The organism is Methanobrevibacter sp. (genome assembly GCF_050872065.1).
Classification (GTDB): Archaea; Methanobacteriota; Methanobacteria; order Methanobacteriales; family Methanobacteriaceae; genus Methanocatella.
The window spans coordinates 1-6440 of the sequence record NZ_JBNMGD010000062.1; the positions used below are offsets into that span (position 1 = coordinate 1).

Annotated in this window: 7 protein-coding genes; 3 read left to right on the top strand and 4 right to left on the bottom strand. The window is 30.5% G+C overall.

All coding sequences use genetic code 11. The features are described 5' to 3' along the window. The first annotated feature begins 67 nt into the window (after positions 1-67). A complete protein-coding gene (locus tag ACR0P1_RS07315) occupies positions 68-853 on the top strand; it encodes an ADP-ribosylglycohydrolase family protein (protein WP_432645748.1) in 786 nt (261 codons plus the stop codon). On the opposite strand, the gene ACR0P1_RS07320 is transcribed toward ACR0P1_RS07315, so the two are convergent. Continuing rightward, positions 846-1628, bottom strand: coding sequence for a TrmB family transcriptional regulator (locus ACR0P1_RS07320; protein ID WP_432645749.1), 783 nt, complete (start codon positions 1626-1628; stop codon positions 846-848). The genes ACR0P1_RS07315 and ACR0P1_RS07320 overlap by 8 nt on opposite strands. Positions 1629-1744: 116 nt before the next feature. On the opposite strand from ACR0P1_RS07320, the gene hcp reads away from it, so the two are divergent. Both hcp and ACR0P1_RS07330 read left to right on the top strand, forming a co-directional pair. Then, entirely contained in the window at positions 1745-3052 is a 1308-nt protein-coding gene (gene hcp, locus ACR0P1_RS07325) for a hydroxylamine reductase (protein ID WP_432645750.1), read from the top strand. A gap of 2 nt (positions 3053-3054) precedes the next feature. After that, positions 3055-3384, top strand: a complete 330-nt coding sequence (locus ACR0P1_RS07330) for a cupin domain-containing protein (protein ID WP_432645751.1) — start codon at positions 3055-3057, stop codon at positions 3382-3384. Positions 3385-3499: 115 nt separating this feature from the next. On the opposite strand, the gene ACR0P1_RS07335 is transcribed toward ACR0P1_RS07330, so the two are convergent. The 3 genes from ACR0P1_RS07335 to ACR0P1_RS07345 are packed head-to-tail and all read right to left on the bottom strand — an operon-like array spanning position 3500 to position 6328. Beyond that, the gene (locus ACR0P1_RS07335) at positions 3500-4312 is read right to left on the bottom strand and encodes a class I SAM-dependent methyltransferase (protein WP_432645752.1); all 813 of its coding nucleotides are present in this window, start codon (positions 4310-4312) and stop codon (positions 3500-3502) included. Between the two features lie 2 nt (positions 4313-4314). After that, positions 4315-5334, bottom strand: coding sequence for an aldo/keto reductase (locus ACR0P1_RS07340; RefSeq protein ID WP_432645753.1), 1020 nt, complete (start codon positions 5332-5334; stop codon positions 4315-4317). Next, positions 5324-6328 (bottom strand): tetratricopeptide repeat protein, encoded by a 1005-nt coding sequence (locus tag ACR0P1_RS07345; RefSeq protein WP_432645754.1) that lies wholly within the window; start codon positions 6326-6328, stop codon positions 5324-5326. The genes ACR0P1_RS07340 and ACR0P1_RS07345 overlap by 11 nt, the downstream gene beginning before the upstream one ends. Positions 6329-6440 lie beyond the last annotated feature (112 nt).

Genomic DNA, 6440 nt, shown 5'->3' on the forward strand with positions numbered 1-6440 from the left:
AAATAATATTTTATAACTTTTTTTTTAATAGATATTTTTATTAATTATTTTTTATAATAATAATTCTATGAAAGGAATTTTAGGCGCAATTTGTGGAGATATTATTGGATCAACTCGGGAGTTTCATCCAATTAAAACAAAAGATTTCAAACTTTTTGAGGAGGAATCTAGATTTACTGATGATACAGTAATGACATTAGTTATTTCAAATTGGTTAATTGAAGATAAAACATCTGAAAAGGTATTAATTAATCAATTGCAATATTGGGGAAATAAATATCCAAATTCAGGATATGGTGGAATGTTTAGACGTTGGTTGAAAGAGGATAATCCAGAACCTTATGAAAGCTGGGCAAATGGGTCTGCAATGAGAGTCTCTTCATGTTCATGGGTTGCCAACTCACTGGAAGAATCTCAAAAATTAGCTAAAATGTCATCAGTCGTGACTCATAATCATCCTGAAGGAATAAAAGGAGCACTTGCAACTTCCGATGCAATTTACCTTGCAAAAGATGGTGCAAGTAAAGAAAAGATAAAATGTCATATTGAATCTGAGTATAATTATGATTTGTCCCGTAGTGTAGATGAAATAAAAAATAATTATTCATTTGATGTTTCATGTGCTGGAAGTGTCCCGGAATCAATAATCTGCTTCTTGGAAGGTGATTCTTATGAGGATACAATTAGGAATGCAATTTCTCTTGGTGGAGATGCCGATACGCAAGCAGCTATTTCTGGTAGTATTGCATCAGCATATTGGAAAATTCCAAAAAATATCTCATTTAACTCAATTAATCGTTTGAGTTATGATTTGTTGAATGTATTAATTGATTTTGAAGAGAAGTTTATGTAGTTCTCTTCTTTTTATTTTCTATTTTTGAAAGTTGATTCATAAATCTTTCATCATAATTTCTTGAGATATCCTCGTATTTGTTCCAGATTCCAATTGCAGTTTCTGGAAGAACTGTTCGTTTATCTTCACTAAATTTAGTATATGTATGCATCATTTCTTTGGAATCACAGATTAGCACTTTTACAAATGGAATGTCTGCTTTATGAACTGGTATATCATTACTTTTGAAAAATTCAATAATATTGAATGTTTCATCATTGATGCAGCATGTTGGAGAGGATAAGATATTAACATTTAAATTTCTTCTTTTTTTAAATGCTTTTACTAGTGCTTCTCCTTCACCTTCAAATAAAAATCCGATTCTCATGTTAATTGAATTTTTGGCACGAGTTATGATTTCTAATTCTTTATTTATGATTTTATCAACACCATAAATTCTCCAAATAGGAGCTTGGACTTGACTCATACCATTCTCATATATGTTTGTCAGTCGGGTTATTGTGTCATCTATTTCTGAGGTTATTCTTTTTTTCTCAAGGGTCAATACTTCAACAGGTGATCTAACAGTATAGGTTAGGGGCCTTCCGTCTTCAACATCAATGTATTTTTTTTCGAGTAATCCCTTTAGGACTTCATATATCTTGCTTCGTGGAATTCCTGATTTTTTAGAAATTTCTGTTGCATTTGATGAGATTAGTGAAGTGAGTGTTATGTATGCTTGAGCTTCATATAACGTAAGTCCTATTCCTTTAAGTACGGCTATATTTTCATCCATGGTTGTTATATTATGGGATATATATTATAATACTTACTATTACTACTTACAAAGTGACAAAATATTTATATGCTTTTTGGTTCTACTTTTAAATAACAATATTTTGAGGTATTATTATGGCAAATGAATTAGACATGTTTTGTTATCAATGTTCTCAGACTGCTCATGGTACTGGATGTACTGTATCTGGAGTTTGTGGTAAAAAACCAACAATAGCAAGACTACAAGATAATTTAATCTTTACTATGAAAGGAATAAGTGCATACAATTATAATGCAAATGTGTTAGGAAAATACAATCCTGAAATCGATGCATTCCTAACTAAAGGTCTATACACTACATTAACTAACGTTAATTTCGATGCTGAAGAGTTAGTTGCTCTTGCATTAGAAGCAGGTAAAGTCAGTGTTGATGTAATGAGATTGCTTAAAGATGCACACATTGATGCTTATGGTGAGCCAAGGCCTGTGGAAGTAAAAGTTGGTGCACAAGAAGGACCAGCAATCATTGTAACTGGTCATGACCTAAAAGCATTGGAGGAATTATTAAAACAAGTTGAAGGAACTGATATTAAAGTATATACTCACTCTGAAATGTTACCTGCACATGGATATCCTGGACTTAACAAATATGAAAATTTAGCAGGTCAACTAGGTGGAGCATGGCACGATCAAAGAACAATCTTTAAAAAATACAATGCAGCTATTGTTGGAACCAGTAACTGCGTATTGCCGGCACTTGATGCATACAAAGAAAGAATGTTCACTATGGATGTAGCTAAACTTGAAGGAGTAAAAACCATTGAAGATTATGATTTCTCCGAAGTAATTGAATGTGCAAAATCCTTAGGATCATTAGAGCCTGAAGAATTAACCACCCTCACTACCGGTTGGAGTGCAGGAGCTATTGTTGAGCATGCTGATGCAATCAAAAAATTAGTGGAAGAAGGTAAAATAAGAAGATTCTTTGTTGTAGGTGGATGTGACAAAGCAGCAAAACATAATGACTACTACAGAGAGTTTGTAGAGAACTTACCTGGAGATACAGTTATTTTAACTTTAGCATGTGGAAAATATAAATTCAATGACTTAGACTTAGGTGATATCGAAGGAATTCCAAGATTGTTAGATGTAGGTCAATGTAACGATACTATTGTTGCAGTTGATGTTGCATTAGCTCTATGTGAATTATTTGATATGGAATTAAATGAATTACCGTTAACAATTGTGTTAAGTTGGATGGAACAAAAAGCAGCCACAGTACTTTGGGCTTTACTCTACCTTGGAAAAACTGACATGTGGATTGGTCCAATACTTCCTGCATGGTGTAATGAAGACATTATAAATGTTTTAGTCGAAAATTACAATTTAACTCCAATTTCAGGTAATGCGTTGGAAGACATTAAAAAAATCATGGGTGAATAATTATGAATGATGATATTAAAGCTAAAGCATTAGATATTCAATCATTATTGGATTATCAAAAAGATAGTGTTGTCAGTCGTGAAGTAATCAAAAAAGAGTTAGGTACAGTTACTTTCTTTGCTTTTGATCAAGGTCAAGGATTATCTGAACATTCAGCTCCTTTTGATGCAATGGTTCAAGTCATTGATGGTGAAGCAGAAATCACAATTTCCGGTAAGAAAAATACTGTAAAAGCAGGTGAAATAATTATAATGCCTGCAAATGAGCCACATGCACTTCAAGCTGAAAACAGTCCATATAAAATGATTTTAACTATGATAAAATCTGAATAATTTCATTTTATTTTAAAAAGTATGCAAAATATAGTCTACAGAAATAATTGGATGAATTTCGTTCAATATTTCTAGTAATGTAGTCTCTTTTATAATGTGGAAATTGATTTGGGGGTTATTTTTTCCACCAAATCAAAATCCAGTCTGCTTTGTCCTTAATATTATAATACTTTTTATTTTCTTCATCATAAGTGAGAATTCTCTCCAAGTAGTCTTTTAGAAGCTTTTTTTCTTCATCATTATACAAATCAAGTCTAAATTTACCATTATCCATAGCATCTTCGATACTGTCATACTTACGATAGTTATTTAGGTCAAACCTTTCAATATTTGCATAAATCCCTAAATTAAATAATATATTGAAGAAATAGTTGTAATCAGGGAAATCTTCAGTTTTAATTCCAATTTCTCTTTCAAAGTCTTTTTCAATCTTTTTGTTTTCAGGTCCGAAGATAGTTATGAAGACATATTTTTTTGCAATTTTATTTAGCTGGGATAAAGTATAGTCAATTGGGACAATACCATTCAAGGACCTTGAGCATATTACGGTATCTACTTCTCCAATTTCATCGTAAGTTATCTCTTCAATTGGTTTTAGAATGGTTTCAATATTGTTTAAGTTATTTTCATCAGCTCTCTTTTTGAGATATTCTAACATTTTTTTAGATGAATCAATTCCTATTACTTTTTTAACTTTTTTAGCTATTGGGATGGTGACTGATCCTTCGCCACAGCCAACATCTAGAACAACATCGTTTTTATCAAGTATTAGTTTTTCAAATAATACATTTTGATAGTCATCTTTTCTTGTTCTTTTATAAAAGCCTGGTGCTGCTTTATCCCAGTCCTTGTTTGTCTTATTTTCTAGACGTTCCGCCCAAAATTTCACCCAATCGACATCGTTTGGGTTATTAATGCATTGTTTCATATTCACACCTTTGTTTTTCCACTTAAAACATTTTGATAATCTTCATAGTTTGCTTTTAAAAGTTCAGGTATATCAAGCTCATATGGACATTTATCAACACATAGATAACATTCTGTACAATCTTTTGTTTTTTCCATGATTTTTTGAGTTTTTTCATCTAGATTAGGTTCAGTAGGAAAACGTCTAAGCCATAAAGACATTCTTGAACATAAGCTAATGTTAATTTCTTCTGGACAAGGCATACAGTATCCACAACCTCTACAGAAATTTACTCCCAGTTCTTTTTTATCTTTTTGGATATCCTCTTTTAAATCATCAGTTAAAATAGTATTAGTGTCATAAGATAAGAATTCATCAAGTTCTTCTAGTTTTTGAATCCCCCATATTGGTAAAACATTATCAAATTGATTCATATATGCAAAACTAGCTTTAGAATTTTTAATCAATCCTCCACCCATTCCTTTCATAGCAATAAATCCAACATCTAATTTTTTACATTTTTCAATAAGTTCTAGTTCTTCGGCACCACTTAAATATGAAAATGGGTATTGTAATGTTTCATAGAGTCCACTTTCCAGTGCTTCGTGTGCATGTGTAATTTTATGGGTTGTAATTCCAATGTGTTTTATTTTTCCCTCCTCTTTAGCTTCAATCATTGTTTTATATAATTCATCATTCTCTTTTGGACAGAAAGAAATGTTATGGAATTGGTACAAATCAATATAATCAGTTTTTAATTCCTTAAGAGATGTTTCTAAATCATTCCAAAATTCTTCTGGAGTTTCTCTTCCAGTTTTTGTTGCAATATAAATGTTTTCACGAACATCTTCAAATGCATTTCCAAGTTTTCCTTCGCTGTCTGTATAAAAACGTGCAGTGTCATAGAAGTTAATTCCATTGGCATATGCTTTTTTAAGTATTTCAATTGAATCTTCTTCATTTCTTCTTTGGATTGGAAGTGCTCCAAATCCGTTTTTGTTTACTATAAGATTAGTTTTTCCAAGTCTCATTTCAATACCCATTTAGTTTTAATATGATAAATAATATAAGAATAATGAATAATAGGATTAAAGATGTTTTGGTGGAGAAAAATTTACTTTTTCTAAATTCTTTATCTTCTACATCTCCTTTTTTCATGATTCTTTCTTTTTCAAAAGAACATTTCTGATAAATTGATTCAATATCTTTTGGAAGTCTTCCATGTTCATTTAACATGTTGATAGTTTTGTTTAAGTATTTAATGGCTTCACTGTCATTTCCAAGATTAATGCAGCAAAATGCTGATTTGTAATTAAAGTTTGTAATTAGTTCTAAATCATCTTCGACTTTGTGTTCATAATTTAGACAGTTTTTGTATTCTTTTAATGCATCTTTATATCTTTCAAGTTCATATAATGCATCACCTTTAGCATTAAACCCAATTAAGGTATCTTCTTCCTGTAATGATTTAGTTAAATACATAAGAGCTTCTTCATTTTTACCGTTCTTTTGAAGCATTTGGCCTTTGTATAAATCTGACTTTTGATTAGATCCAAATTGGTTTTCAAAATTCTTAATGAATTTCAATGCATCTTCATATCTTTTTGCTTGAATTAGAAGCTCTATCTTACCGATTAAAAGTTCTTTTTTTGAAATGCGTGGTTTTTCAATTTTTGAATAATTAGAATAATTTTTATAAGCATTGTCCAGATATTTTAAAGCATCATCAATATTCCCCTTATTAAATTTAGACATTGCCTTATCACATAGTACATTAATGGATTTCGGTTGTGTATTGAGATACTCATCAAAGTACCTTTCACCGTAATCTCCATTATCATGTGTTTTATCATAATATTGATAGTACATTCCTTTTTCTTCAAGAGCAATTATATAATTTTCATTGATTAATAAATCTAGAATAGTTAGATAAGTTTCAACATCATCTTTTGAATGTCTCTTTCGAGCTAATCTGAGGGATTCATTGAAATTGCCTTCATTTATATGTTTTTGTGCTTGGTCAATATAATTTGTCATTGTATCAACTTTTTTTATTTGTTCATAACTGCATTTCCTAATATTTATATATATTCATTTAGATAAATAATAATGCTTATTTTTATAATTAATTAATGAATTGTGATGATTA